This is a genomic window from Christensenella sp. MSJ-20 (assembly GCF_044357945.1).
Lineage (GTDB): Bacteria > Bacillota > Clostridia > Christensenellales > QAND01 > QAND01.
In genome coordinates this window covers 352,511-377,306 of sequence record NZ_CP076563.1, presented here as the reverse complement: position 1 = coordinate 377,306, position 24,796 = coordinate 352,511, and the positions used below count along the sequence as shown (strand labels likewise).

Genomic DNA, 24,796 nt, shown 5'->3' with positions numbered 1-24,796 from the left:
GCTCCCTTTACCTTATGCGTCAGGAGGAGATGGAATGTTGAATTTCCGAGGGAAAAACAACCGCCCATTAAGAGCGGTTTGAAAAGTATCATCGACAAAAATGATCCAAAATAGCATCTACGATTCGCTTACTGGCATATCCATCTCCATAGGGATTTGAAGCTCGACTCATACGCTGATATTCTGCCTGATTACACAGCAGTTCATCCACAATACGAAAGATGGTCTCCTCTTCCGTTCCTGCCAGCTTTAAAGTACCGGCTGCAATTCCCTCGGGGCGTTCTGTGGTATCCCGTAAAACCACAACCGGTTTGCCCAATGAAGGTGCTTCTTCCTGGATTCCACCGCTGTCGGTGAGCACTAGGTACGCTCTGCGAAGCAGATTATGAAAATCAATGACCTCCATCGGAGCCACTAAACGCACACGGTCGCAATCTCCAAACACATCCTGGGCGGCTTGACTGACGATCGGATTGAGATGAACAGGATAGATCACTTTAACGTCGGAGTGTGTCTCAAGAATGCGGCGAATGGCATGAAACATTCGATACATGGGCTCCCCTAAATTTTCCCGGCGATGGGCGGTTAATACTAAAAGCCGGCTCCCCTCCGCCCAGGTCAGCAGATTATTCTGATAATCCTCCCGCACCGTCGTCTGTAGAGCGTCGATTGCAGTATTCCCGGTCACAAAAATCCGACTAGATGGTTTCCCTTCTCGTAATAGATTTTGTTTCGCCTGCTCTGTAGGAGCAAAATGCAGATCGGCTAGTATTCCGACCATCTGTCGGTTCATTTCCTCTGGAAAGGGAGAATATTTATCATTGGTTCGAAGGCCTGCCTCTACATGTCCAATTGCAACCTGATGATAAAAAGCAGCCAAAGAGGCCGAAAAAGTTGTGGTAGTGTCTCCATGAACCAATATCAGGTCGGGAGCAACCTGTTTTATGACATCCTCAAGCCCTCTTAAAATGCGGGTGGTAATGTCGGAAAGAGTTTGTCCTTGGGTCATAATATTTAAATCAAAATCAGGAACAATATCGAACGCGGAAAGGACCTGGTCCAACATCTCACGGTGTTGAGCAGATACGCAGACGATGGAATCAATCCCTGACCGGGATTCCAATTCCTTTACGACGGGAGCCATTTTTATTGTTTCCGGCCGCGTTCCAAAAACCGTCATCACCTTGATTGCCATGATTAGAACTCCATTTTTTTCATTTTTCGAACCCGACGCAAAAACTGTATGTTACTACGATAAAAGCGGCCAAGCCGTTTCGGTTCCCGTAAGATACGATAAAGCCATTCCATGTTCAAGCTGCGAAAAAACTTTGGAGCCCGCCGCTTGGTTCCACTGAGCACATCAAAGGTACCTCCAACACCTACAAAAACGCCTTTATGAAAACGATGATACCAACGATCAATCAACAATTCCTGCCGGGGAATGCCAAGCGCAACCATAACAATATCTGGCTGTAACGTCAAAATTTCTTGGAAAACCTCATCATCTGAATAGTCATAGCCATTGCGATAACCTGCAATGACCACATCCGGATGATCCATTTGAATTTTCTTGACTAATGCTGTAATGGACTCCTCCTGTGCACCATATAAAAAGAGACTTTTCCTTGTTTTGCTGGCATATTCAATGAGATACTCAGCTAGTTCAACGCCAGGCAATCGACCGTGGGACTCCAGACCAAGGCTTTTGGCGGCCCAGACAACACCAATTCCATCAGGGATAATCACAACATCCTCTTTACATAGTACCGCGTCAAAAGCGGGCTGTGCTTCCCCCATCATCATGGTTTCCGGATTAGCTGTAACTACAAACATTTTTTCCTGAGCATCCAAAGCACGCGACACTTCATTGAAAAAATCTATTTGGCTTTTGCAATAAAGATGTTTGAAGTAATCTTTTAACATAATGTCCTCGTGCAACTGGATTTACTGTTGTAAGAGCGCAAGCCATTGCTGGAGCACGCGATCTTCATAGAAATATTCTGCTCGCTTTTTTGCGGCCATCTCCATTTTCTGTCTCAAAGATGAATCGCTTAAAAGCTGCACAATGCGCTCTGAAAAAATCTTTATACTTAATTGACAATACCAGCCTCAGAATTAATACAATTTGTTAAGAAATATTACCAAATTGCATCTATATTATATTCGAACAAAAGGGGCTTTTCAACCCAAAGCCCCTTTTCTCTCTTCATGTAGTGGTTAATCAATATCCGTTCTTGCGGTCCCACTCCGCCCAAACATCCTGGTACTTTGCGCTGTTGGCATTGTGCTCCTCCAGGGTCTTGGCAAAAGCCAGCTCTCCACTGGCGGGATCCTTGCTGCAGAAGTAGAGATAGCCCTGGTTCATAAAGTCTTCATCCGGCCAAAGCGCGGCCTCAATGGCAAGCTTGCTTGGACTGCAGATGGGGCCGGCCGGCAGCCCGGCGTATTTATAGGTGTTATAGGGGGAATCCACCGACACATCCTCGGCGGTAAGCCGCAGCTTTTTGATTCCCAGGACATATTGCGCCGTAGGACAGGACTGTAGCTTCATATTCTGGTTCAGCCGGTTATGGAACACTGCGGAGACCTTTTTAAAGTCGCCGGACCGTGCCTCCTTTTCGATGACCGAAGCCATGGTGATTACCTCATGGGTGGTCATGTTGAGTTCCTCTGCCCGAGCGGCATATTCTGGAGAATAGATGTTCTCAAAGCGATCCAAGAATTTCTTGATGATCACATCCGGATCGGAATCGATGTAAATCTCATAGGTATCCGGGAACATGTAACCTTCCATGACATATTTGAGGCCCGGTTCCCCGGATGCCGCGTCGATAAAGGAATATCCTTTATAGTCCTCTCCCGTCTGCATAATCTTGAGGAAATCCTCTTTGCTCTGGATGACCCCCATATCCAAAAGGGTTTGCGCCAGATCCTCCACCGTCTGGCCTTCCTTTAGCACCAGTTTGACCACCTGACTGGCTGAACCGCCGATCACCAGTTTTTCAGTAATCTCCGCCATGGTCATGGATGGAGATAACTCGTAGGTGCCGGCTTTCAGCTTGCTGGCCTTATCGTTGATATCCAAATACAGCTTATAGATGCTGGCATTGCGGATCAAACCGTTTTCCTCCAACAGATTGGCGATGGTGGAGGGGCCGGAGCCGGTCTTGATGACCACAACAACCGATTCCTTGGACCGGGAGTCCACCGGCGCAAAATATTTGTTGTCCACAAACTTCCAGACGCCAACAAACAGCAACAGCACGATCACCAAGCTAATGATAAAAATCTTGGTGGAACGGGAGATTCTGGAAAAAATGGCGTCCAGATTAAAGCTCCTAATCCGGTTGTTCATCCGTTTCCTATTGTTTGCTGCCGTCCGGTTCCGGTCCCGACGGTCCCGGGCGCCGTGTCCGCGTTCGCTCATATGTCGTTGCCCCCTATAACTGCATCCCTATTCCGAGAGGAAGTCCAACTGCATGTCCACCGCTTCGGACAGGATTTTGAAAATATCCCCCATCACCTGGTTGATGCGGTACTCCGCCTGAATAAAGGTCATAACTTCCTGATTCAAGCTAAGAATTCCCATGAGCTTCTGGTATTTTTCCGTCAGCTCCGCATCGGGCTGCTGGCCCGCCAGGTAGGCGGCGTTCATGGCGTAGCTGATGGTCTTCATCTCTTTATAGAGGTTCTTATTCATCTCATTGACAAAGGCCTGTTCCTTCGCCGCCATATAGGTCTGGTATTCCTCGCTGGACTGTAATTCCCGGGCGAGTTCATACGCTTTATCGTAGCTTATCATTTTTTGCCTCCTGAATCAACCTCAACAATAATGGGCAGGATCACGGGATTCCGTTTGGTCTGGTTGTATAGATAGTTTTTCACCGCACTGCGGATGGCGGATTTCAGCGCCCCCCATTCCACATGCTCCTCTCCCGCCGTAACCGCGTCGATGGCCTTTTTGGCCACTTCCTTGGCCTTATCCATGAGCGCTTCGCTCTCCTTGACATATACAAATCCTCGGGAGATTACGTCGGGACCGGACACCAGCTTGCCGTTTTTATCCACCGCTGCCACTACGATGAACAGCCCCTCAGAGGCTAGTACCTGCCGGTCGCGCAGCACCACGTTGCCTACATCGCCGATTCCGCTGCCATCCACCAGGATGGGCTCCGCCGGCACCTCGCCGGCAACCTGGAAGGAGTCCTGGGTCAGCTCCAACACGTTGCCATTTTCGGCAACCATAATATTCTCCTGTGGAATGCCATAGGCCATAGCGGTATGGGCGTGGCTTAGCAGGTGATGGTATTCCCCATGGACCGGCATAAAGAACTTGGGCTTGGTGAGGGCCATGATGAGCTTTTGCTCCTCCTGTCGGGCATGGCCCGATACGTGCACCTCCATGGTGTCATGATACACCACATGAACGCCTTTGCGGTATAGGCGGTCGATGACTCCCGATACCGCTTTCTCGTTGCCTGGGATGGGGGAAGCGGAGATGACCACCATATCCCCGGCCCGAAGGCTCACATAACGGTGTTCGTCCCGGCTCATCCGCACCAGGCCGCTCATGGGTTCCCCCTGGCTGCCGGTGGTGATGATCACCACCTGGTCTGGCTCCAGATAGTCCAGCCGCCGGTCATCCACCTGGGATCCTTTTTTCAATCGAATATATCCCAGCTCCGAGGCGATTTCCACAATCTTAGACATGCTGCGCCCCGCGAAATAGATTTTTCTTCCCCGTTTTTCGGCGATGTCGATGACCTGCTGTATCCGGCTTACGTTAGAGCTAAAGGTGGCTACGATAACCCGGCCGGTAGCGTCGGCAAAGCACCGATCCAGGGATTCCGCCACCCGCTGTTCGCTGGGCGTAAAGCCTGGCCGGTTGGCGTTGGTGCTATCGCTCATCAACAGCAGAACGCCTTCGTCTCCTGCGCGCGCAAAGGCGGAGAGGTTCATTTTTTTGCCATCGATGGGGCTGTGGTCGATTTTGAAATCACCGGTGTGGACGATATCTCCAACCGGGGTCTTGATCCGCAGACCATAGGCATCGGCAATGCTGTGGTTCACCGCCATAAACTGAATCTCAAAGCAGCCCAGCTTTACCCTTTCCCCATCCTTGATCCGCTGCAAATGCACCCCCTGGATCCGGTGCTCGTCCAGCTTGTACTGGATCAAACCAAGGGTCAGCACGCCTCCATAGATGGGAGCCTTTACCTCCTTGAGCAGATAGGGCAAAGAGCCGATGTGATCCTCGTGTCCATGGGTGATTAGGATGCCTTGAACCTTATCCTTGTTCTTCACAAGATAGGAAAAATCCGGGATCACATAATCGATGCCCAACATGCTGTCACTGGGGAAAGCAAAGCCGCAGTCCACCACGATGATATCGTTCCCGTACTCAAAAGCGGTGACGTTCTTCCCGATCTCCGAAAGACCGCCAAGGGGAATGATGCGAAGGGGCGTCTGGCTCTTGCCCCCCTGCCCTTTGGGCTTTCGCTGGGTTCTACGGGTACGGCTGGTGCCGCTCTGCTCCTTTGTTGGCTGCTGTGTCTTGGCTGCCGCAGTTCTTTTGGGAGCGGCTTTTTTACTTTCACCCTGGGACTGCTTCTTCCGCGGCTCCCCCTGGGGGGCCTTTACCGTCTTTGCAGCCGGCTGGGCCGACGCTTCTCCCTTGGGAGAAGCGGGACGTCGGCGCCTACGGTTCTGCCCGGTAGGCTTTTTCTGGTTTTGTTGGTTCTGTGTGTTTGCTTCCAATGTTTCAACCTCTTTCGTAGGATTGTTACCGGCGTTGTCTCAGAGGACGCCTGGCCTCTTGTTCTTCTTGGTTGGATGGGAAGGACTCCCGGTGGGTGCGCACGAACGAATGGCGCGAAACAAAGAGTGATCTGCCCGGACGGCAGAAGCCGTCCGGGTGATCACGGTGGATCAAATGCCGTTTACAGAATATATTTTTTCAGCTCCTGGGGATCGTATTCGCTCTTCAGCCGTTCCGTTACATAGGCATTGTTGACGGTAACGGTTTTTTCGCTGCCGTCAGCCATGAACATCTCATCGTTCAGCAGATTCTCGATAATGGTATACAGCCGGCGAGCTCCCAGATTTTCCGAGGTCTCGTTGGCGTTAAAGGCGTATTCCGCGATGGCGCTGACGCCGTCCGGAGTAAAGTCGATGGCTACATTTTCTGTGGATAGAAGGGCGGCGTATTGCTTGGTGATGGCGTTATCCGGCTCCACCAGGATACGGGCAAAATCCTCTGCGGTGAGGCTATCCAGGGATACCACCACCGGGAAGCGTCCCTGCAGCTCTGGAATCAGATCCTCTACTTTGCTCACATGGAAGGCGCCCGCAGCGATAAACAGCATGTAATCGGTCTTAACGGGGCCATACTTCGTCATGACGGTGCTGCCCTCAACGATGGGCAGAATGTCCCGCTGAACTCCTTCCCGGGATACGTCGGGCCCCGAGCCGGCATTCTGCCGTCCAGCGATTTTATCGATCTCATCGATGAACACGATGCCGTGGTTTTCCGCTCGCAGTAGCGCTTCCCGGGTAACCTCATCCATGTCGATGAGCTTATCAGCCTCTTCGGCGGTCAATACCCGCCGGGCGTCGGAAACCGGCATCTTGCGAAGCTTTTTGCGTTTGGGCATCAAAGGTCCAAGGAGATCTCCCATATTCATATCGATCCCCATGGCCGACATATTCATGTTGTTCTGGGATTCCTCCACCTCCAGCTCCACGATCTGGTTCTCCAGGAGTCCGGAATTAAGCTGAAAAGCAATGGAGCTTCGGGTAGAATAGTATTCGTCCTTTTCCTCCTCTGTCATGGACTTCTGGGGGCTGGGAATGGCCGCGCCAAAGATGGAGGCAAGGGGGGTTCCCCCGGAAGGCTGTTGTTTTTTCTGATTCTGGGGCATCAATAGGTCAACCAAGCGTTCGGTAGCCGCTTGTTCCGCCTTTTCCTGGACGCTTTGCAGCCGCTCCTCCTTTACAATGCGGATGGCTGCCTCGGTGAGATCCCGGATCATGGATTCTACGTCTCGGCCTACATAGCCCACTTCGGTAAATTTGGTGGCCTCCACCTTGATGAAGGGAGCATTGACCAGTTTGGCCAGTCTGCGGGCGATCTCGGTCTTTCCAACGCCGGTAGGTCCCATCATCAAGATGTTCTTGGGCGTGATTTCCCCCTGTATCTCGGGGGGGAGCATACTGCGGCGGTAACGGTTACGAAGCGCCACAGCGACTGCCCGCTTTGCGTTTGCCTGGCCAATGATGTATTTATCCAGCTCCCGCACAATCTCCCTGGGGGTCAGTTCCGCTTCCCGCTGGGAGCCCGGATGGGCCGCTACAGGTACCAAATCCGACATAGTTACACCTCCATAACCGTGATGTTACGGTTGGTAAAGATACAGATATCCGCGGCGATCTCGATGGATTTTCGGGCGATCTCGGAAGCGGACAGCTCCGTGTTTTGCCGAAGGGCGCGCGCCGCCGCCAGAGCGAAGTTTCCGCCACTGCCGATGGCCGCCACACCGTCATCGGGATCGATGACCTCTCCATTGCCGGAGATCAAAAGCAGATCGTCTTTATCAGCCGCCAGCATCAGGGCTTCCAGGTTGCGGAGCATCTTATCCCCCCGCCATTCCTTGGCCAATTCAACTGCCGCGCGGCGTAGATTGCCGGAAAACTGCTCCAACTTGTTTTCAAACCGCTCCGAAAGGGTAAAGGCGTCGGCTACGCTTCCTGCAAAGCCGATCACCACCCGATCCTTATAAAGCCGCCGTACCTTCTGGGCGGTGTTCTTCATCACCGTATTTTGACCCATGGTCACTTGACCGTCCCCGGCAATGGCGCAGACGCCCTCCCGCTTGACCGCGACGATGGTGGTTCCTTCAAACAAAAGTCATTCCTCCTTAAACCCATAGTTGATAGCGTTCCATGGTAGCAAGCAAATCCTCTTTCCCCCGCTGGACGGCGGCCTGGTGCCGCTCCCGCTTTCCCTTTATTCCCGTTATAGGGGGAAGAATTCCAAAGTTCATGTTCATGGGCTGAAAATCCGAACCGCCGTAGGCCGTTACATAGCGCAAAAGCGCGCCATGGCCAGTGGTATGGGGAAACTCCGGCTGGAACTTTCCCAAAACCTCATGGGCGGCAAAAATCCCCGCTAAAATGCCGCAGGCAGCCGACTCCACATAGCCCTCAACGCCGGTGATCTGTCCCGCAAAGGAAAGGTTTGGCCGGCATTTCAGCCGTAGCCGTTCATCCAAAAGGCTGGGGGAATGGAGAAAGGTGTTTCGGTGCATTACTCCATAGCGGAAAAAAGTAGCCTCAGAAAGAGCGGGAATCATCCGAAATACCCTGCGCTGTTCCGGAAAGGTCAAATTGGTTTGGAAGCCCACCAGGTTGAACATGGTACCCTCCTGATCCTCCCGGCGAAGCTGCACCACGGCGTAGGGCCGTTTATCGGTGACGGGGTCATAGATCCCCTTAGGGCTCATGGGACCAAACAGCGGAGTCTGCCTTCCCCGCTTTGCCATGGCCTCAATGGGCATGCATCCCTCAAAATGGACGACCTTCTGATCCTCCTCCGAAAGGGGCGCCGTTTGAGCGGAAACCAGCGCGTCATAGAAGGCGTCGTACTCTTCCTTTGTCATGGGACAGTTGAGATAGTCTGCGTCTTGGTCGTACCGTCCCTGAAAGTATGCCCGGGAAAGATCAATGGTAGCGCCGTCCACGATGGGGGCTGCTGCGTCATAAAAATAGAGGGATTCCCCTACAAGATCGGTGATCTCCCGGTATAACCCGGCGGAAGTCAGCGGGCCGGTAGCGATGATGGCGCGCTCCTCCTTCGGCAGATGGGTTAGCTCCTCGCGGATCACCCGAATGTGAGGGTGATGTTCAATCCGCTCCGTGATATAGCCGGAAAAGGCTTCCCGATCCACTGAAAGCGCCCCACCCGCCGGAACGGCGCAGCGGCGGGCGCTCTCCATCACAATGGAGCCCAGCTGTTCCATCTCCCATTTCAATAGGTATGGGGCGCTGTCCTCCTTCATGCTTTTGAGGGAGTTGCTGCACACCAATTCCGCAAACATTGGGGAGCGATGGGCGGGCGAAAACCGGGCGGGTTTCATTTCATACAGCGTGACGTCCACACCCCGGCGGGCCAACTGGAGGGCTGCCTCGCATCCTGCCAGGCCGCCGCCCACTACCGATACGCTATTCATCCTGTCCTTCCGTTTCCTTCTTTTCCTTCCCGTTCCCAAACACCCGATTCTGACACTCAGGGTTGGAACACTGCTTATAGGGGCGCTTATTTTTGCCCCACCGCTGCACCATATAGGCGCCGCATTTTTCGCATTTTTCATCCAAGGGCATATCCCAGGAAACAAAATCACAGTTGGGATAGTTGGCGCAGCCGTAAAACACCTTGCCCTTTTTACTTTTCTTCTTTACCACATCGCCGCCGCATTTAGGGCACTTGGTTCCCGTCTTTTCAATGAGGGGCTTGGTGGTCTTGCATTCGGGATAGTTGGGGCAGGCCAAAAACTTGCCGAATCGACCGCTCTTGATGACCATCATAGCGCCGCAGTTGGGACAGGGCTCGTCTGTGACCTCCTCGGGAAGCTTCACCCGTTCCATATTCTTTTCAGCGTTGTCCAGGCTTTCCTTAAAAGGCCCATAGAACGCACCTACCGCCTGCTGCCAGTCCTCCCCTTCCTCGATCTCATCCAGGGTATTTTCCATGCCTGCGGTAAATTCCTCATCCACAATGTTGGTAAAGTACTGCTCCAAAATATCCGTAATCAAAAATCCCAGGGGCGTAGCGGAAAGCTGCCGGCTCTGGCGCTCCACGTACTCCCTGTCCAGGATGGTGGAGATGATGGTAGCGTAGGTGCTGGGACGTCCGATTCCCCGCTCCTCAAGCGCTTTGACCAGCGTAGCCTCGGTGTACTTGGGCGGAGGCTGGGTAAAGTGCTGTTTGGGATCGGCCTTTTCCATCCGGCAGGCCGTTCCCTCGATGAGCTCTGGGAGCCGCTGATCCTTTTCCTCCTCCTCGTCCCGGCCCTCGGTGTAGATGGCCCGATAGCCATCAAACCGGACGATGGAACCGGTGGAACGGAACGTCAAGTCGCCGCCGACAATATCAGCGGTGACGGTATCGGATACCTCGGGGGCCATCTGGCTGGCGACAAACCGATTATAAACCAGTTCGTATAACCGCAGCTGGTCCCGGTTCAAGGTTCCGGAAAGGCTCTGGGGCGTCCGTTGAAGGGAGGTGGGACGAATGGCCTCATGGGCGTCTTGGGCGCTCTTGCGGTTCCGGTATACGTTGGGCTTTGCGGGCAGATAGTTGCTGCCGAACCGGCCGGCGATATATTCCCGGGCCTCCGCGGCTGCCTCGGCGCTGATGCGCATGCTGTCGGTACGGATATAGGTAATCAGGCCCACCGCCCCCTGGCCGGGGATGTCCACGCCTTCATACAGGCTCTGAGCAACCCGCATGGTGACGGACGGGGTCATGTTAAGCTTGCGGCTGGCCTCCTGCTGCATGGTGCTGGTGGTAAAGGGAGGCTGGGCCCGGCGCATCCGCTGGCCCTTTTTTACGGTGGCAATGGTAAACGCCGCGCCCTTTGCGGCTTCCACCAGCGCCTTGGCCTCCTCCTCGTTATGGATGGCGGCTTTCTTTCCCTTGATTCGCTCCAGCTTGGCTAAAAACTGCTGGTTATGGAGCAGCTCGGTAAAAGCGCCGGTGATGCTCCAGTACTCCTCGGGTTTAAATTTTTCGATCTCCCGGTCCCGCTCACAGATGATCTTAACGGCAACGCTCTGCACCCGTCCAGCAGAAAGGCCTTTCTTCACCTTACGCCATAGGATGGGGCTGATTTGATAACCCACCAATCGATCTAGAATTCGCCGGGCCTGTTGGGCGTTGACCCGTCCCATATCGATGGTGCGGGGATGGCTCAGAGCGCTTTTTACCGCTCCCTCGGTGATTTCGTTGAACTCGATCCGACAGGGATCGTTCTCGCTGAGGCCGAGCACCTGGGCAATGTGCCAGCTGATGGCCTCTCCCTCCCGGTCCGGGTCGGTGGCCAGAAGAACACTTTTGCTCTCCTTGGCCTCGGCTTTGATGTTGGTGATGATCTTGCTGCGCCCGGTAAGGTTGACATACTTGGGGGTAAATCCGTTTTCCACATCCACCCCAAGCTGCTTTGCAGGAAGATCCCGCACATGGCCTTGGCTGGCAATCACTTTATAATCCTTACCTACAAATTTGCCGATGGTATGAGCCTTGGCCGGGGACTCAACGATCACCAGGGTATGGTCTCCCTTGGTCTTTTTTGCCTTAGAAGCGGTGGTTTTTTTAGTTGTCTTTTTAGAACCGGCCTTGGCCGCCGTTTTCTTTGCCGTGGCGGAAGCCGCAGTACTCTTTTTGGTCGTGGTCTTCTTGGTGGTTTCTTGCTCCATAGATTCCTCCGCCGGTCAGCTAATGCAGTAAATGCGTCCCGGCAACTGTTTTATTATTCCTTTTATCTCCAAGATTGTCAAGACAGCCCCCAGGCTGCCTGCGGTCATCCCCATCTGTCCCATGAGCGAATCAAAGGGGAGTTCCCCCTCCAATAATAATTGGACAATCCGCCGTTCATCCGGCTCCAGCTGCTGGAGATCCGGCATCTTTGATCCAGCTTTGGGCTGGAATGCCCTGCCCCAATCGGGGTACTCCTCCAGGATGGAGTGGGCTCCCTGAACCATCTTAGCACCGTCTGCGATAAGCGCATTGGTGCCCTTTGCGGTCTCCTGATTGATATTTCCCGGCACCGCAAACACATCCCGATTCTGCTCCAGCGCATAGGCGGCGGTGATGAGGCTACCGCCCTTTATCTTGCTTTCCACCACTACGGTTCCCCGGGATAAGCCGCTGATGATCCGGTTTCGGGCGGGAAAATGGGCGCCGATGGGCTTGGTGCCAAAGTGATAATCGGAGATCACCAGTCCCCTCTCCTGGATCTGCTGATACAGCCGTCGGTTTTCGGCGGGATAGACAACATCCACCCCGCAGCCTAGCACCGCAATGGTGGTTCCGTCTCCCGCAAGGGCTCCAGCATGGCAGCAGGCGTCAATCCCCCGGGCAAGACCGGAAACCACCGTGATCCCCTGTTCTCCCAACTCCTGAGCAAGCCGGTAGGCCATGTCCCTTCCATAGCGGGTAGGATGCCGGGTCCCAACCATGGCAAGCATCCGAAGACCTTCAAAGGAAAGATTGCCCCTTACATAAAGGATGGGCGGCGGATCGGCAATCTCCCGGAGGATGGCGGGATAGCCCTCATCCTCACGCAGGTAAACCCGCGCGTCCTGTTCCATCAAATCCTTTTCAATGGAATCCAGGGCCTGTTGGGTTCTATGCTCCAGAATGGATTCCGCGATTCGTTCCCCCAGCGAGGGGATTTTCAGCAGCTCTTGTCGGGTAGCGTTTTCAAATACCTCTTGAGGAGAGCCAAAACGCCGGCATATCTCATCGTACCGCCTGGCCCCGATTCCCTCGATGGCATTGAGCCAGACCGCATAGATCAACTTGGAATTTGACATATACTACACCCCCCAATATTTTCTGTCAAGGCTGCGGTATTGTACTGCCTCGGCCACATGACGGCCCAGAATCTCTTGGCTGCCATCCAGATCCGCGATGGTTCGAGCCACCTTTAGAATTCGGGTATAGGCTCGGGCCGATAGATCCATCCCGCCGAAAGCCTGTCGTAAGATCCGGTCTCCCAAGGCGTCGGTCTGGCAGTGTCTCTTGAGCCCCGCTGCATCCAACTGGGCATTGCAGTAGATGCCTTTACGGGAAAAGCGCTCCGCCTGCGTCCGCCGAGCAGCGTTTACCCGTTCCCGCACAGCGCTGGAGGGTTCCCCACTTGGCCCTTCTGTCAGTTCGGAATAGGTTACCGGCCCCATCTCCACATGCACATCGATGCGATCCAAAAGCGGGCCGCTGATCCTGCCCAAATACCGCTGGATCTGCAGGGGGGTACAGCGGCATTGCTCGGTACCATAATGACCGCAGGGACAGGGGTTCATGGCGGCAACCAGCATGAAATCAGCGGGATAGGTCATGGAAGCCGTCACCCGGGAGACGGTAACGGAGCCGTCCTCCAGAGGCTGGCGCAATGCTTCCAAGGCATCCCGGCGGAACTCGGGCAGTTCATCCAGGAAAAGCACCCCAAGGTGGCTTAGACTCACCTCCCCGGGCTTGGCCCGGGTGCCGCCGCCCGTCAAAGCGGCGGTAGAGGCAGAATGATGGGGCGCCCGGAAAGGGCGGATGGATAGGATGCCGCCCTGCCCGTTTTTCAAAGCACCGCTCACCGAATGGATCTTGGTGATCTCCAAAGCCTCTTCAAAGCTGAGGTCCGGTAGGATCCCCACAAGGCTTCGCGCCAACATGGTCTTACCCGATCCCGGGGGGCCGATCAGCAGAAGATTGTGTCCTCCCGCCGCAGCGATCTCCATGGCTCGTTTTGCGCCCTCCTGGCCTCGGATATCGGCAAAATCCGGTACTGGAGCGTCCTCTCTTCCTGGCCTCCACTCCCGGCCAATCAAGGGCGCAATGGGAGCCTCTCCTCTTAAGTGTCCTACCGCTTGGGAGAGGCTTTCTGCGCCGTAGACGCCGATGCCTTGAATATAAGCGGCCTCTTCGGCGTTTTCCATGGGAACCAGCATAGCCGGCACATTTCGTTGCCGGGCGTCGATTGCCATGGGCAATACCCCGTGAATCCTCCGCACGGTGCCGTCCAGGGAAAGTTCGCCAATGACGGTATAGCCTAAAAGGGCATCGGCATCCAACTGTCCCGAGGCCACCAGAAGGCCGAGGGCAATGGGAAGATCGTAGAGCGCGCCTTCCTTTTTGATATCGGCTGGAGCCAGATTCACCGTAATCCGAAGATTTGGCATCTCAAATCCCCCGTTACGGAGCGCGCTGCGCACCCGCTCCCGGGATTCCTTTACCGAGGCGTCCGGAAGTCCCACGATGTCAAACATGGGAAGGCCGTTTGCCACGTCCACCTCCACGGTAACGGGATATCCAGTAATGCCCAATATGCCATAGCTGTTGACCTTGGCCAGCATCGGCCTCATCCCCCTATTTTATAATCGGAAGAACCACCAGGACGGGAACCATTGCAGGTGATCCATGGCCCACTGGGCGCCGATCTCCATTCCCGACCACACGGGATAGAAAAGGCAGAACACGCCCAGGCATATGCAAAGATAGACCCATTTAAACCAGCCCTGGGAGAAGCGCTTTTCCAGCCATCGGAAGCCAAATCCGGTCAGTAGAATGATGAAGGGCACCGAAGCGAAGTAATGATAGATAAACGTGGCCCGTGTGATGAGGGTCCAGGGGAGGAACGCTGCGCCCAGACAAATGAAGAGGAAGGACAGCGCCCGCTTCTCCCCACGGGTCCGCCGATGATAGGTGATAATGCTGTAAATGGTAAACAGCAGGCCACCCCACCAGATCAGGGGATTGCCAAAGCTGGCAATGCTGCTCATCATTCCCTCACCTACGTTGGTTCCGCTGTAAAACCAGATGGGCCGGTAGACCACGGGCCATTGATACCAGGGGCTCTGATAAGGATGGGTCGCCGTCAGGCCGCTGTGATAGCTGAGCATAAATTCCTGTACGCCTATGACCCCCTTGAGATCATAAGGCGCTTCAGCACACAGGAAATAGGGCAGATAGGAGGCAAGGTAGATGGCCACCGGGATTAGGATGAAAAAGACGCAGCAGAACAAGAGGGTTTTGATGGTATTGGGCCAGAAGGTCTCCAGTATGCGCAGATGCGGCGCCGCCCCTTCCCCGCTGGAAAGCAGCAGCTTTGCCGCTCGATACTCCCGGTATCGCTTATATAGGGTGGTAAAGAAGGCCACTGCCAAACCGCCTCCAGCATAGATGCCGATCCACTTACTGGCGGTGCCAAGGCCGAACATGATTCCCGATAACCCCAAGGGAATCAACGTGCGGGAGAGCTTATCGACAAAGAAATTCATCTCCCAGTATACGTACATAAAATAGCACATGGCCAGAATGAAGAATACGCCGTAGGTATCAATGGTGGCAATGCGGCTTTGGACAAACAGCATCCCATCCAGGGCCAACAAAAGGGTAGAAAAAGCCGCAAAAGAGGTTCGTTTAAAGATCCGTTTGGCCAGAACATAGAACAAAGGCAAAATCGCCACCCCAAAGAGGGCTCCTACAATGCGCCAACCAAAGGGATTCATGCCAAAGGCCAAAATACCCAGGGAGATGAACAGCTTGCCCAGCGGTGGATGGGAGTTCTCGTAGGGTTTCATCCCCAGGATATGCTCATAGGCTGTCCGGGCATGGTAGATTTCATCGAAATACATCTCCGTCAAAAGGCCGGGATTCTCATCGATGCGGTCTTGTTCATCAAAGAGTTTGGCGATTTTTCCCTCTGCCTGGACGGGAAGCAGGTTGCCCGCTGCGTCATAAATTCCCATCTCGTTGAGGAAAATCTCGGGACGGATCACGGTAAAGCGCAGGTACCGGGCCCGGTAAGGAGCGTCCACCCGCTGCCAGGTGTACATATCCCCCTCCTTGGTGACGATGGATAGGGCATTATCATAACTTATCCCGTCCAGGGAAAAGGCGATTTCCATGGTGCCGCCGCCAATGCCAGGGTAGTAATAGAGATATCCCAGATCCCGTTCCTCTCCCAGATCCACCACATAGGAGACGTCCGCTTCCCGCTCCCGCCAATAGGATTCCGGTACGTTGGTAGAGCCCAGGTTGTAAAGCGACAAACAGCCGTAGACCAGCGCGATGGCCAGAACGATGAGGTAATCCCACTTTCTCATTCGGCCATGTCGCCTGGCCTCCACGTTGGGAATCCCCCAGGCGATGGTATTTCGCGCTTTGGCAATGGCCTCCGCCTCCCCAGCGGCAGCCCGCTCTTCCGCCGTAGGCTCCTCCGTCAATGAGGATTCTGTGGGCTCCCCCCTCCTGCATGTGAAGCAGAGCCCTATTACCGCCACGGCACAGTATACAAAGCCAGCAAGATTGAGACCACTGATGGCCGCAACGATCCCCTGGGAAATATTTCCCGCCGGGTAGAGGAGGATCAAACCTGCGTTGAGAAGGGTCACCGCTGAGGCGATCGCCGCTCCATAGAGCATTCGGCGGTCCCGGAAGAGCAAGAAGGCCCAAACCAACAACAAGACCGCCGGGAATAGATAGCGCTCGTGCATATTGTGGCCCAGAGCAAAGATCCCCCACACCAAAAAGGCGGCCACCGGCACGAGGGTTCGCTTATCTCGGCTCAATACATGGAAGACTCCTGCCAGAATACAGATCAGAGCGATGCAGGCAATCCCCAGGGTTCGGTAGGAAAGCCCTAAGAAGAAGATCCCGGTATCGGGCGCCCAGTTGGCTCCCACCAAGGCGTAAAGGTTGAAAGCGTTGACGGTAGCGTAAGGGTATAGTCCCGCGGCTCCCGCGTATTTTTCCCATAGCCAGAGAGGATTCTGTTTTAGAGTAAAGGGCAGGGCCACCAGCACGAGGGTGGCAGCTCCCGCTAGGATGCTGTATAGGGTAGCCAGCAGCTCCTGCTTGGGGCGATGAACCACATCCCGCAGAAAGGCCACCAACATGATGGGCCCGAACATCAGCATTTGAGGCTTTACCAGAACTCCCAGCACAAAGAACACGGCGCAGAGGGGCTTTTTCTCCTGTAAATAGGCGTATAGCATCAGCACCGTCAAAAGAGCCAGCACCCCGTCCATCTGGCCCCAAACGGCGCTGTTAAAGAGGATCAAAGGGTTTAGCACATAGAAGGCGCAGAGGCGTACCGCATTCCGCTCTCCAAGGGATTTTCTGGCCAAACGATAGATAAAATAGCCGCAGGCGGCGTCGCAGAGAATGGAGGGCAGCTTGATCAAAAAGTTCAGTCCCACAGATCCCACCTGAAGCTGAAATAGGTTCCCGATCAGACCGATTACGTACAGGACATAGATATATCCCGGCGGATAGTCCGCCCACATGCCGGAGATATAGAAATTGGGCAGTCCCACCTTTCCGGCGTGAAGAGCCCAGGAGGAGAAGTTGACCATATCTGTGGGATGGCCAAAGGTGACGGCTCCCAGGATAAGGGATATGGCCACACCGATGCCAATGGGAATCCATACCCGCCGGCCGGACGCAGGCCGCAGCAGGGGGCTGTCAAACACCCGAAAGCGGATCATCAGCGCTGCCGCAAGCAAAAACGCCAGGACCACCAGAACCACCCCAAGAACACCGCCGTTTTTTGACGCGGTATCCTCGGTTTCCAAGGTGGCGGTAGCGGTATTCTGGGCTTCCCAGGCAACATTGTCGTAGAGCCAGACGTATAAAGCGCCCTCCGGCACCGAATCGCTTTCCTCCACCCGGATCTGCGTTATGGACGCACTGCCCTGGGCGGTGGCGGCTTCATCCCCCAGATGGAAGGAAAGGGTTAGCGTGGATTGATCGGGCGCGGTAAGCCCGTAAAACTCTACAAACTCCCCCTCCTGGCTCACGGAAACAGGGGATCGGCTGCTTTCCAGCTGTTGAGGAATGCAGTAGACCTTCCCCTGCCCCACGATCTTTACATAGTAGGAGATACGGTAGATGGCTCCAGGCGCCACCGGCACGGTACAGGAGGCGCTGCCATAGCCCGCCTCCGAAAGGGCCAGGCGGATGCCCTGGCTGCCCTCCGTGCTGTTGGTTTCAAAGGAAAAGCCTTCCGTCCCCTGGCTTGTCCAATATGCGTCCTCCGTGCCATTGCCATATGCGTCCTCCGGTATTTGGTTGCCCATAGTATAGCCGCTGCATACCAAAAGACATCCCAAAAGAAGAAGGATCAAGAACCTCTTTTTCACCTGGCCGCTCCCTTGCCGTTTTTTGTATAGTATAGCATATCTTATCTGATGTCCCCCTGCTCTAGTCCAGCACTGCTTCAAAAGCAGAGGGAATATGCTGCACCTGGCCGGTGGATAGATCCACCTCCAGTACGTCAAACCGCAGAGGCCCCTGATGGGGATGCTCCATCAGATAATGCATAGCCGCTTGCGTGGCGGCAAACCGCTTTGTCCTGGTGACCGCCTCAGCCCCCGATCCATACCGAAGGCCAGAACGCGCCTTGACCTCACAAAAACAGAGGGTATTCCCCCTTTGCGCGATCAAGTCGTTCTCCCCGCGCTGGCAACGGTACCGCCGAGCCAAGATCCAATATCCATGTTCTACCAGATAAGCTTCGGCCAGGGCCTCCCCCCGCTTGCCCTTTGACTGATTATCCATGGAGAATCCGGGTTAAAAAACTCATTCGGTGAACGCCGGGAATGGGCCCGTAGGTCCGAATGGCAGCTACATGCTCGCCAGTGCCATACCCCTTGTGCCGTTCAAAGCCGTATTGAGGATATTCCTCCGCTAAGCGGGCCATGAGGCCGTCCCGCTCCACCTTCGCCAAAATGGATGCGGCGGCGATATGGTAGGAGAGCCCATCTCCCTTGATAATTCCTTTTCCCGTCAACCCCAAGGAAGCGGGCTCCACAGCATCGCACAAGAGGTATGCGTCCGCTCCCATGGCCTCATAGGCCCGATGCATGGCCAAACGGGTGGCGTTTAAAATGTTATGGGTCTCAATCTCCTCCACCGTAGCGAAAGCGATGCCATAGCAGAGCGCTCGCTCGCGGATCATTGCACTGGCCTGGATGCGCCGGGCCTCCGACAGCTTTTTAGAATCATTGACGATATAGATCAAATCCTCCAAGGGCATGCGGACGCAGGCAGCACAGACCGGCCCCGCTAAGGGGCCCCTGCCCGCCTCATCCATGCCGCAGACGGCGCCATAGAGATCGATGTATTCCTGATCATGGGCGGTCATACGTCCAATGCGCTCCAATTGTTTCTGAGTAGGCTTCATGAAGGCGCCTCCTCCTGGGGCGGAGTCTCCAGAGTAAACCGTCCCAGCTTGCCGCTCCGAAACTCTTCCATCAAAACCCGAGCGGCTTTCTCCAGATCGAAGTCCTGTCCCTTCTGCAAAAACCCCCTGGTTCTGGCCACTGCCCGAAGGATGGCTTCCGCGTCCTCCCCCTGAGGCATACCGTATTTCTCCGCCAGTTGCCTAGGCTTTTGTTCATACAAGAGGTTGGAAAGCTCTACCGCCAGTTCATAATAGGAGATCACGTCGTCGTTGATGGCGTTGAGGTAGGCCAATCGTTTAGCCCCCTCCAAATCGGTCAGCTTGGGCCATAGAACGCCGGGGGTATCCATGAGCTCCAGATAAGGGGTCAGCCGCACCCACTGCTTGCCTCGGGTCACCCCGGGCCTTGAACCGGTCTTGGTTCGTCCAGCGCCCGAAAGATTATTGATGAGGCTGCTCTTCCCCACGTTGGGAATGCCGCATACCATCACCCGGAGGGTTTTCTTGGCCCCCCGCTTTCGCCACCGCTCCACGATCTCAGCCGTAGCCCCTTCGATGGCGCCCAGCACCTCTTTTCTGCCGCCGGAACGGCTGGCGCAAAAGGCCACCGCCCGTTCTCCCTCATCGGCAAAATAGGATAGCCAAGCCTTGGTTAGGTCGGGATCCGCCAAATCGGATTTGTTGAGTACCGTGATCTTGGGCTTGTTGCCCAGCATCTGCTTTAAATCCGGGTTTCGGCTGGCCAAAGGCGCGCGGGCGTCCAGGAGCTCCACCGCGCAGTCGATGAGGCCAATGTTGGCCTCCATTTCCCGCTTTGCCTTGGCCATATGGCCCGGATACCAGTTGATCTGCAAATCGCTTCCTCCAATGGAAATAAGGATAAACCCCTGAATTTACCAACAGTATATCATAAAATCTACCCAGGATAAAAATTTACCACAGGATAGAAAGGCTATCCTGTGGTAAATAAAGGTACAAAAGCTAAACTGAAACAGGGGCTTGCCCCCACAGGCTTTACCGCTCCTTGAGCTTGCTGGCTTTGCCCACACGATCCCGGAGATAGTAGAGCTTAGCCCGGCGAACACGGCCATGGCGGACCACCTCTACCCGATCCACGCGCTGGCTGTGCACAGGGAAGGTACGCTCCACACCGATACCGTAGCTAACCCGGCGCACGGTAAAGGTCTCGGAGAGTCCGCCGCCCTTCCGGGCGATGACGACTCCTTCAAAGGCCTGAAGCCGCTCCCGGTTTCCCTCAACTACCTTTACGAACACCCGGACGGTGTCCCCAATGGCAATTTCGGGCACGTTCTCCTTCAGCTGTTTCTTCTCGATGCTCTTGATGACTTCATTCATTTGCCTATTCCTCCAAACTTTCCCACAAGTCCGGCCTCTGCATTATAGCATGCCATCCTCCCGTGGACAATATTCTTCTAATTGATTCAAGTACGCCCGGTCTGCCGGGCTCAGTTCCGCCTTTTCCAGAAGATCGGGTCGGAGACGGTAGGTCAATTCCAACGACCGCTCCCGGCACCACCGCTGAATCTCCTTATGGTTTCCCGATAGAAGCACCTCAGGCACCTCCATACCCCGGAAGTTGGCGGGACGGGTGTATTGGGGATGCTCCAGAAGGCCCATGTTAAAGGACTCCTCCTGGGTGGATGCCGCGTTGCCCAAAACCCCTTCCACATACCGAGCGGTGCTGTCGATGATGGCCAGGGCCGGGATTTCCCCTCCCGTCAGGATAAAATCCCCCAGGGAAATCTCCTCGTCAATTAAGGCATCCACCACGCGCTCATCCACCCCTTCATAGTGGCCGCACAGGAGAATGATCTCCTCCATGCCAGCCAGCCGCTTGGCGGTGTCATTGTCAAACACCTTCCCCCGGGGGGATGGGAAGATGCGATGAGGCTTCGCCTTACAGGCCGCCATAGCTGCTTCCATACAATCGAACAGGGGCTGCGGGGTCATCAGCATGCCGCTGCCGCCGCCAAAGGGGTAATCATCGGTATGCCGGTGCTTATTCTGGGCATAGTCCCGGATATCGTACACGGCAATCTCCAGAATGCCGTTCTTGATGGCCCGCCCGATGAGACTCTCGTTTACCACGCTCCGGATCATATCGGGGAACAAGGTCAGTACGCTAATCCTCATGGACCGCCACCTCAAGAAGAGGCTCCCGCAGTAAAACCATGCGCTTCTCCTCTACGTCTACCCGGTGAATCACCCGGCGCAGAGCGGGAAACAGCATCCGGCCTCCCTCGATTTTCTCCACCACGTATACATCCACGCCGCCGGTCTGGAGCACCTCGGTCAAGGTACCCACGCGTTCCGCCTCCACATAGACCGCCATGCCGGTCAGGTCCCGGATAAACCAGGTGCCCTCGGGCAGCTGAACGGCGTTTTCCCTGGATACGCACAGATAGGCGTTTCGGAGTTCCTCCGCCGCGGACATGGTATACACCCCGCCAATATAAAGATAGACGGCGTCGGGCTCAATGCGGTTTACCGAAACCTTCACGGGATCCATGATCCCATTGTGCTCCAAGTATCCCTCCGTAAGCCCACGGTACCGCTCCGGATCATCGGTTAAGGGTTGTACCTTCAGCTCTCCCTTGATCCCCTTGGGCTTTAGGATCAGCCCGATGCGGACGTAATCGTCGTTAAATGATCTCGACATTGTAATGGATCTGCTTTCCTTCCTTGACGGCCGCCGCCTTCACGATGGTCCGCAGCGCCTTGGCCATGCGGCCCTGCTTGCCGATGATCTTGCCCATATCGTCGGGATGCACCGAGAGTTCGATGGTTACATCGTTCTCCGTTCCCTTGACCACGGTTTTCACATCCTCAGGATGATCCACCAGGTTCTGGGCGATAAAGGTGATTAATTCTTCCATAGTGTGCCCCTTAGCTGATGGCGCCGCTCTTCTTCAGAATGGCCCGAACGGTGTCGGAGGGCTGCGCGCCGTTCTTCACCCAATACTGGGCCCGCTCCACGTCGATCTTGATGTCGGCGGGATCGGTGAGAGGGTTATAATACCCAATTTCTTCGATGAACCGGCCATCCCTGGGGGTGCGGCTGTCCGCCACCACAACCCGGTAGAAAGGAGCTTTCTTTGCGCCCATCCTCTTTAGCCTTATTTTGACTGCCATACTAGTTCCTCCTTATCGTTGTTCCTTGGTTGAATTATGTCAAACCGCCCTAGAAGGGCAGTTTAAAACCGCCTTTTCTGCCGCCCTTCATCATCCGAACCATCTTGCGGATGGACTCATACTGGTTGAGCAGCCGGTTTACATCGCTGACCTGTTGGCCGCAGCCTCTGGCAATCCGCCGTTTGCGAGAAGCGTTGATGATCTCGGGCCGGAGCCGCTCCTGCTCCGTCATGGAGCGAACCACCGCCTCCATGCGGGCCATGCGTTTTTGATCCAGCTCCTGGTTGGGCACCTTCATTTTGCCCATACCGGGCATCATGCTCATGATCTGCTCGGCGCCGCCCATATTGCGAATCTGAGCCATCTGGTCCAGAAAATCATTGAGGGTAAATTCATTCTTACGGAGCTTTTCCTCCAGCTTTTTCGCCTGCTCCATGTCGAAGGACTCTTGGGCCTTTTCGATGAGGGACAGGACATCCCCCATGCCCAGGATCCGGGATGCCATCCGGTCGGGATGGAACACCTCCACATCCTCCAGCTTCTCTCCAACGCTGGCAAACTTGATGGGTTTTCCCGTCACCGCCCGCATGGAGAGGGCCGCTCCGCCCCGGGTGTCGCCGTCCAGCTTGGTAAGCACGATTCCGCTTAGAGCCACCGACTGATCAAAGGAAGAGGCGATATTTACCGCCTCCTGGCCCGTCATAGCGTCCACCACCAGCAGTACCTCAGCGGGATTGAGGGCGGAGCATACGGCTTGGATCTCCTCCATCATATCCGCGTCAATATGGGTCCGGCCCGCGGTATCCACGATCACGGTATCCAAGAGCTCGTCCCGGGCGTGTTTCACAGCGCCCTGGGCGATCTGCACCGGTTTTCCCCCCTCAATGGAGTATACCGGCACCTCGGCCGCCTTTCCCACGGTCATCAGCTGCTCCACCGCCGCCGGGCGGTAGATATCGCAAGCGGCCAACAAAGGCTTTTTCCCCCGCTTTTTCAGGTACAAAGCCAGCTTTGCCGCAAAGGTGGTTTTGCCAGCGCCCTGGAGACCGCACAACACGATGATCGTGGGGGGCTTGCTTGCGACCGCCAGTTTAGCGTTTTCCCCGCCCATCATGGAGGTGAGCTCCTCATGGACGATCTTCACCACCTGCTGTCCTGGGGTCAGGCTGCGGAGAACCTCCTCTCCCACCGCCTTTTCGGATACCTTAGCCACAAACTCCTTGGCGATCTTAAAGTTTACATCCGCCTCCAAAAGGGCCAGGCGAACCTCCCGCATAGCCTCTTTGACGTCGGATTCCCGGAGCATGCCCCGGTTGGAGAGCTTTTTAAAGACTTTGGATAGTTTTTCGGACAATCCTTCAAAGGCCATCAGTCACCCTCCCAAATTTCCATCGCTGCGTCCAGTTCCCGAAGCAGCGTTTCCTGCCCCTGGGCCAAACGCCGAACCTCCTCCATCCGCTCCCGGAAGGTGAGGTACCGCGCCACGATACCGGCGTTTTCTTCCGCCTTTCGCAAAGCCGCTTCCCCCCGCACGATGGCGTCCCGGACTCCCTGGCGGGTGATGCCCAGCTGTTCCCCAATCTCCCCCAAAGAAAGATCCTCCATGAGGTATAATTCCAGGGTGCTGCGCTGATGCTCCGTCAAGAGCCCGCCATAAAAATCCAACAATAAGCCGGTCCAAATACGTTCTTCCATCTTGCCTTCCTGTAAAGGGATTGTGCTTTACACCTTGTGAAGTCTACCATTCGCCAGCGGCTTTGTCAATAGAAAAAGGCGCGGAAACCCGCGCCTTTATTGGATTCTTGGCGTTATCCAATCATTTCCCGGGCGAACTTCCGGGGATCAAAGGCCTCCATGTCCTCCATCCGTTCCCCTATGCCGCAATACCACACCGGATACTTGAGCTCATGGGCCACAGCCAAGGCTACGCCTCCCTTAGCGGTGCCATCCAGTTTGGTAATCATCATGCCGTCCACCTGGGCTACTTGACCAAACTCCTTTGCCTGGGAAATCCCATTCTGACCGGTGTTGGCGTCCAGCACCAGAAGGGTCTTGATTTCCCCCTCAAACTCTCGCTTCGCCACCCGGGTGATCTTCCCCAACTCATCCATCAGGTTTTTCTTGTTCTGCAGCCGGCCGGCGGTATCGCAGAGGATTACATCGGTGCCCCTGGCCTTGGCCGCCATGATGGAATCATACACCACCGCCGCAGGATCCGCTCCCATGGTGCTTTTGATGATCTGTACTCCTGCGCGTCCGGCCCACATGTCGAGTTGCTCGATGGCGGCAGCCCGGAAGGTATCCCCCGCGCAAAGTAAAACCCGCTTTCCCTGCTGGGTAAACCGGTGGGCCAGACGGCCGATGGCGGTGGTCTTCCCCGCTCCATTCACTCCAACCACCAGCAATAATAGGGGGTAGTGGAAATTGGGATCAGCGCCCGCAGGGGTCAGCACCTCGGTGATGATCTCCACCAGTTCCTCCTTGGCCTTCTGGGCGTCCTTGATGCCCTTTTCCTTGACCCGCTCCCGCAGGGTATCCACCACATGGATGGTGGTTTCAGCTCCCACGTCGCAGAGGATCAGCGCCTCCTCCAGCTCATCATAGAAATCGTCGGATAGCGCCCCCGTGAAGAAACGGGCCAGGCGCTTCAATAACCCGGACTTGGTGTTTTGCAGCATATGCGTTCC

Annotated in this window: 23 protein-coding genes; all 23 read right to left on the bottom strand. The window is 55.2% G+C overall.

The annotated features are described in order from the left end of the window. Positions 1 to 88: 88 nt before the first annotated feature. Complete coding sequence (wecB, locus tag KP626_RS01880) at positions 89 to 1,198, bottom strand: non-hydrolyzing UDP-N-acetylglucosamine 2-epimerase (RefSeq protein ID WP_395978913.1); 1,110 nt, start codon at positions 1,196 to 1,198, stop codon at positions 89 to 91. Beyond that, on the bottom strand, positions 1,198 to 1,923 hold the full coding sequence (locus KP626_RS01875; protein ID WP_395977803.1) for a WecB/TagA/CpsF family glycosyltransferase: 726 nt from the start codon (positions 1,921 to 1,923) through the stop codon (positions 1,198 to 1,200). Before KP626_RS01875 ends, wecB begins: the two co-directional genes overlap by 1 nt. Before the next feature lie 298 nt (positions 1,924 to 2,221). Next, positions 2,222 to 3,427, bottom strand: a complete 1,206-nt coding sequence (gene mltG / locus KP626_RS01870; protein WP_395977801.1) for an endolytic transglycosylase MltG — start codon at positions 3,425 to 3,427, stop codon at positions 2,222 to 2,224. A gap of 27 nt (positions 3,428 to 3,454) precedes the next feature. Continuing rightward, on the bottom strand, positions 3,455 to 3,802 hold the full coding sequence (locus KP626_RS01865; protein ID WP_395977799.1) for a YlbF family regulator: 348 nt from the start codon (positions 3,800 to 3,802) through the stop codon (positions 3,455 to 3,457). Further along, positions 3,799 to 5,454 carry a ribonuclease J gene (locus tag KP626_RS01860; RefSeq protein ID WP_395978911.1) on the bottom strand — a complete coding sequence of 552 codons (1,656 nt, stop codon included), beginning with the start codon at positions 5,452 to 5,454 and terminating at the stop codon, positions 3,799 to 3,801. Before KP626_RS01860 ends, KP626_RS01865 begins: the two co-directional genes overlap by 4 nt. Before the next feature lie 485 nt (positions 5,455 to 5,939). Beyond that, positions 5,940 to 7,370 (bottom strand): ATP-dependent protease ATPase subunit HslU, encoded by a 1,431-nt coding sequence (gene hslU / locus KP626_RS01855; RefSeq protein ID WP_395977797.1) that lies wholly within the window; start codon positions 7,368 to 7,370, stop codon positions 5,940 to 5,942. Positions 7,371 to 7,372: 2 nt separating this feature from the next. Next, a complete protein-coding gene (hslV, locus tag KP626_RS01850; RefSeq protein ID WP_395977795.1) occupies positions 7,373 to 7,903 on the bottom strand; it encodes an ATP-dependent protease subunit HslV in 531 nt (176 codons plus the stop codon). Between the two features lie 13 nt (positions 7,904 to 7,916). Continuing rightward, positions 7,917 to 9,227, bottom strand: a complete 1,311-nt coding sequence (trmFO, locus tag KP626_RS01845) for a methylenetetrahydrofolate--tRNA-(uracil(54)-C(5))-methyltransferase (FADH(2)-oxidizing) TrmFO (RefSeq protein ID WP_395977793.1) — start codon at positions 9,225 to 9,227, stop codon at positions 7,917 to 7,919. Next, the gene (topA, locus tag KP626_RS01840) at positions 9,220 to 11,472 is read right to left on the bottom strand and encodes a type I DNA topoisomerase (protein ID WP_395977791.1); all 2,253 of its coding nucleotides are present in this window, start codon (positions 11,470 to 11,472) and stop codon (positions 9,220 to 9,222) included. Before topA ends, trmFO begins: the two co-directional genes overlap by 8 nt. A gap of 15 nt (positions 11,473 to 11,487) precedes the next feature. Beyond that, entirely contained in the window at positions 11,488 to 12,591 is a 1,104-nt protein-coding gene (gene dprA / locus KP626_RS01835; protein ID WP_395977789.1) for a DNA-processing protein DprA, read from the bottom strand. Between the two features lie 3 nt (positions 12,592 to 12,594). Next, positions 12,595 to 14,124: a YifB family Mg chelatase-like AAA ATPase gene (locus KP626_RS01830; protein ID WP_395977787.1), complete on the bottom strand. Its 1,530-nt coding sequence runs from the start codon at positions 14,122 to 14,124 to the stop codon at positions 12,595 to 12,597. Between the two features lie 18 nt (positions 14,125 to 14,142). Further along, positions 14,143 to 17,913 (bottom strand): glycosyltransferase family 39 protein, encoded by a 3,771-nt coding sequence (locus KP626_RS01825; protein ID WP_395977785.1) that lies wholly within the window; start codon positions 17,911 to 17,913, stop codon positions 14,143 to 14,145. Positions 17,914 to 17,974: 61 nt separating this feature from the next. Continuing rightward, a complete protein-coding gene (locus KP626_RS01820; RefSeq protein ID WP_395977783.1) occupies positions 17,975 to 18,331 on the bottom strand; it encodes a YraN family protein in 357 nt (118 codons plus the stop codon). After that, entirely contained in the window at positions 18,324 to 18,956 is a 633-nt protein-coding gene (locus KP626_RS01815) for a ribonuclease HII (protein WP_395977781.1), read from the bottom strand. Before KP626_RS01815 ends, KP626_RS01820 begins: the two co-directional genes overlap by 8 nt. Next, positions 18,953 to 19,810 carry a ribosome biogenesis GTPase YlqF gene (ylqF, locus tag KP626_RS01810; RefSeq protein ID WP_395977779.1) on the bottom strand — a complete coding sequence of 286 codons (858 nt, stop codon included), beginning with the start codon at positions 19,808 to 19,810 and terminating at the stop codon, positions 18,953 to 18,955. Before ylqF ends, KP626_RS01815 begins: the two co-directional genes overlap by 4 nt. A 160-nt stretch (positions 19,811 to 19,970) precedes the next feature. Continuing rightward, a complete protein-coding gene (rplS, locus tag KP626_RS01805) occupies positions 19,971 to 20,312 on the bottom strand; it encodes a 50S ribosomal protein L19 (RefSeq protein ID WP_395977777.1) in 342 nt (113 codons plus the stop codon). Positions 20,313 to 20,354: 42 nt separating this feature from the next. Continuing rightward, positions 20,355 to 21,110 carry a tRNA (guanosine(37)-N1)-methyltransferase TrmD gene (gene trmD / locus KP626_RS01800; RefSeq protein WP_395977775.1) on the bottom strand — a complete coding sequence of 252 codons (756 nt, stop codon included), beginning with the start codon at positions 21,108 to 21,110 and terminating at the stop codon, positions 20,355 to 20,357. Next, entirely contained in the window at positions 21,100 to 21,636 is a 537-nt protein-coding gene (gene rimM / locus KP626_RS01795; RefSeq protein WP_395977773.1) for a ribosome maturation factor RimM, read from the bottom strand. The genes trmD and rimM overlap by 11 nt, the downstream gene beginning before the upstream one ends. Next, a complete protein-coding gene (locus KP626_RS01790) occupies positions 21,620 to 21,853 on the bottom strand; it encodes a KH domain-containing protein (protein ID WP_395977771.1) in 234 nt (77 codons plus the stop codon). Before KP626_RS01790 ends, rimM begins: the two co-directional genes overlap by 17 nt. A 10-nt stretch (positions 21,854 to 21,863) precedes the next feature. Beyond that, positions 21,864 to 22,109, bottom strand: coding sequence for a 30S ribosomal protein S16 (gene rpsP / locus KP626_RS01785; RefSeq protein WP_395977769.1), 246 nt, complete (start codon positions 22,107 to 22,109; stop codon positions 21,864 to 21,866). Between the two features lie 49 nt (positions 22,110 to 22,158). Then, positions 22,159 to 23,478: a signal recognition particle protein gene (ffh, locus tag KP626_RS01780; RefSeq protein ID WP_395977767.1), complete on the bottom strand. Its 1,320-nt coding sequence runs from the start codon at positions 23,476 to 23,478 to the stop codon at positions 22,159 to 22,161. Further along, a complete protein-coding gene (locus tag KP626_RS01775; RefSeq protein WP_395977765.1) occupies positions 23,478 to 23,804 on the bottom strand; it encodes a sigma factor-like helix-turn-helix DNA-binding protein in 327 nt (108 codons plus the stop codon). The genes ffh and KP626_RS01775 overlap by 1 nt, the downstream gene beginning before the upstream one ends. A 113-nt stretch (positions 23,805 to 23,917) precedes the next feature. Then, entirely contained in the window at positions 23,918 to 24,787 is an 870-nt protein-coding gene (gene ftsY / locus KP626_RS01770; protein WP_395977763.1) for a signal recognition particle-docking protein FtsY, read from the bottom strand. Positions 24,788 to 24,796: the final 9 nt, after the last annotated feature.

Bases quoted from the DNA above. Each gene is read 5' to 3' on its own strand.
- rplS (WP_395977777.1), bottom strand. From the start codon at position 20,312: ATGAATGAAGTCATCAAGAGCATCGAGAAGAAACAGCTGAAGGAGAAC.
- rimM (WP_395977773.1), bottom strand. From the start codon at position 21,636: ATGTCGAGATCATTTAACGACGATTACGTCCGCATCGGGCTGATCCTA.
- KP626_RS01790 (WP_395977771.1), bottom strand. From the start codon at position 21,853: ATGGAAGAATTAATCACCTTTATCGCCCAGAACCTGGTGGATCATCCT.
- ftsY (WP_395977763.1), bottom strand. From the start codon at position 24,787: ATGCTGCAAAACACCAAGTCCGGGTTATTGAAGCGCCTGGCCCGTTTC.
- KP626_RS01775 (WP_395977765.1), bottom strand. From the start codon at position 23,804: ATGGAAGAACGTATTTGGACCGGCTTATTGTTGGATTTTTATGGCGGG.
- rpsP (WP_395977769.1), bottom strand. From the start codon at position 22,109: ATGGCAGTCAAAATAAGGCTAAAGAGGATGGGCGCAAAGAAAGCTCCT.
- trmD (WP_395977775.1), bottom strand. From the start codon at position 21,110: ATGAGGATTAGCGTACTGACCTTGTTCCCCGATATGATCCGGAGCGTG.
- dprA (WP_395977789.1), bottom strand. From the start codon at position 12,591: ATGTCAAATTCCAAGTTGATCTATGCGGTCTGGCTCAATGCCATCGAG.
- KP626_RS01865 (WP_395977799.1), bottom strand. From the start codon at position 3,802: ATGATAAGCTACGATAAAGCGTATGAACTCGCCCGGGAATTACAGTCC.
- mltG (WP_395977801.1), bottom strand. From the start codon at position 3,427: ATGAGCGAACGCGGACACGGCGCCCGGGACCGTCGGGACCGGAACCGG.
- topA (WP_395977791.1), bottom strand. From the start codon at position 11,472: ATGGAGCAAGAAACCACCAAGAAGACCACGACCAAAAAGAGTACTGCG.
- KP626_RS01820 (WP_395977783.1), bottom strand. From the start codon at position 18,331: ATGGATAATCAGTCAAAGGGCAAGCGGGGGGAGGCCCTGGCCGAAGCT.
- KP626_RS01815 (WP_395977781.1), bottom strand. From the start codon at position 18,956: ATGAAGCCTACTCAGAAACAATTGGAGCGCATTGGACGTATGACCGCC.
- KP626_RS01830 (WP_395977787.1), bottom strand. From the start codon at position 14,124: ATGCTGGCCAAGGTCAACAGCTATGGCATATTGGGCATTACTGGATAT.
- KP626_RS01875 (WP_395977803.1), bottom strand. From the start codon at position 1,923: ATGTTAAAAGATTACTTCAAACATCTTTATTGCAAAAGCCAAATAGAT.
- hslU (WP_395977797.1), bottom strand. From the start codon at position 7,370: ATGTCGGATTTGGTACCTGTAGCGGCCCATCCGGGCTCCCAGCGGGAA.
- ffh (WP_395977767.1), bottom strand. From the start codon at position 23,478: ATGGCCTTTGAAGGATTGTCCGAAAAACTATCCAAAGTCTTTAAAAAG.
- trmFO (WP_395977793.1), bottom strand. From the start codon at position 9,227: ATGAATAGCGTATCGGTAGTGGGCGGCGGCCTGGCAGGATGCGAGGCA.